The organism is Vibrio sp. 10N.222.49.A3, from assembly GCF_041475145.1.
GTDB classification, from domain to species: Bacteria; Pseudomonadota; Gammaproteobacteria; order Enterobacterales; family Vibrionaceae; genus Vibrio; species Vibrio tasmaniensis_A.
On sequence record NZ_JBFRVM010000322.1, the window covers coordinates 1 to 2,019 of the forward strand.

Here is a 2,019-nt window from a genome sequence, read left to right on the forward strand (position 1 = left end):
CTGACTGGAGCAGATCAAATCTCCCCTCGTTTAATAACGCATAAATCAATTAATTGTTCAAAGCGTTTACTTAAATTGCCCTTATACGAGTTGAAATATTCCTCAATACCTTTAAAGTAGTCAACTTCAGTTGACACTCCCTCTGGTGCGATAACAACTTTTGTTAGGTTGTATTGTTCTGATTTTCTTTCTCTTGAGGTCTTTATTCTACCCATTAGATAACAGTTCCTCTACAATACTTTTTGCTTTCTTATAGTTGACTACTGCACCATAGCGTCCATTTAAGTAATCTTTTATTATTGACTTATCATTTCGCAAATCATTTGAATACTCGTCTAGTGCGTATAATAGTGAACTTCCATCATGTTCTTTCTGCACAAACCAAATCTCGTCTTTCCGAAGGAATTCTTGTTCCATCACGCCTGTATCATGAGTAGTAACAATCAATTGACCATTTGGTTTTACATTACTATGGAAGAAGTACTCCAGTATGATTTTAATAATTATAGGATGTATACTTCTGTCTATTTCATCGATTACAAATACCTTTTCATGATGAATAGCTTTATAGAGTGCTGGTATTATATCGATGAGCCGTCTAGTGCCATCAGACAACTCGTGGTATTTGAAAAATTTCTTAAGAGCATCTTTGCAACTATTTTTATAGACTACTTCGTAAATCTGTTCTATTTTATTTTCTTTATTTACAGTGACGTTTACTCTACCGAATGGAGTGTTTAGCACAAACCCCCATTCGCCACCTAGATTATCGTGGTTCTCTTCAATAATTTGGTTTATTTTAATCTGAAGGGCTTCTGTAAGGTCGTCAAAAGTATGCTGTGATAACTTAATTTCTGAAATGCCTGTATCAAATGCTCTAAGAAATGTAGAGTAGAACTTTTCACATTCTTTAAAAGATAATAAGTCATCTTCAAACTGCATATATGCTGCGTCAGGAGTGATAAATTCAAATTTTGCCATAAACCAATAAATAACAGGCTTAAGTTTGTCTGTAAAATCTGTCAAATCTTCATCTTTGTTTCTTATTGTTTGAGGCATGAATAAGCGCTTTGTATCTCTTGAACGGAAGAGGAATTTTAAATATAAATTACTTTCGTCATCCAAAGAAGATACTATAAAGTCGCCTACGCTAAGCTTGTTATCTGTATCTTTCCCGTAACAGAATATAACTTTCTCGTTATCTTCATCTGTTATTAAATAAAGCCATTCTTCAATTATTTCGCCTGAAAAATATTCAAACCCATAAGCGTATGTTTGTTCATCAGTAGTGAACTCATATTCAAACTTAGTCGCTAGCTTCGAATCAAACGGTGTGATATCTATCAATTCATCTTGTATAAGAGCAGATGCTACATCCATAGCGTCACAAATACTTGATTTGCCAGAAGCATTTGCACCGTAGATTAGCGCCCCACGAAGTGCGGGATAATTAGTACTCTTGTGACCTACATGATGTGAGTGTCGTCTAACTTTCGTAGAGGGGGTAAGGTTCAACGTTACTTCGTTGTTGATTGACTTGTAGTTAGATACTCTAAATCTTACTAACATATAAACTCCTGACGTAAAAATCGTTGTAGGCATGAGTTGTAAGCTCTACTTGATACCATGCTATCGCAACTAAGGCTCTATGTAACGGTTTTTTCGTCACTGTAATGTGATGTTGGTTGGTTTATGTAAATGCCAAGTCATGACTTTCACTCCGTATTACATCTCGGGGACTAACAGCATGGGAAGAATCGTTAACTTTTGGTATCGCAAAGACCCATGAACCGGGTGTTAAGGTGTAAAAAGTCTAGCCAATAATGAAGCAGAAACGTGTCAGAACGGCTTATGCCTAGCACATATAAGAGTATTGATGTTGAAGCTATTCCCTGCACAATGCTAGAGCAACCAGACCAGTTCAACACAACATTGATGAAAGCGGTGGAGTCAGTGAAGTAGGGCGCTGTAGTCGTTAAAGGGTGGATGTAATCATTCTATAGATAAAACTAAGGCCTC

Annotated in this window: 2 protein-coding genes; both read right to left on the reverse strand. The window is 36.3% G+C overall.

The features are described 5' to 3' along the window. Positions 1-14 precede the first annotated feature (14 nt). The gene (locus tag AB4589_RS25370) at positions 15-215 is read right to left on the reverse strand and encodes a hypothetical protein (protein ID WP_372101954.1); all 201 of its coding nucleotides are present in this window, start codon (positions 213-215) and stop codon (positions 15-17) included. After that, the gene (locus AB4589_RS25375) at positions 208-1,569 is read right to left on the reverse strand and encodes an ATP/GTP-binding protein (RefSeq protein WP_372101955.1); all 1,362 of its coding nucleotides are present in this window, start codon (positions 1,567-1,569) and stop codon (positions 208-210) included. Before AB4589_RS25375 ends, AB4589_RS25370 begins: the two co-directional genes overlap by 8 nt. Between the last annotated feature and the right edge of the window lie 450 nt (positions 1,570-2,019).

Excerpts from the sequence above, each read along its gene's own strand:
- AB4589_RS25375 (WP_372101955.1), bottom strand. The coding sequence starts at position 1,569 with ATGTTAGTAAGATTTAGAGTATCTAACTACAAGTCAATCAACAACGAA.
- AB4589_RS25370 (WP_372101954.1), bottom strand. The coding sequence starts at position 215 with ATGGGTAGAATAAAGACCTCAAGAGAAAGAAAATCAGAACAATACAAC.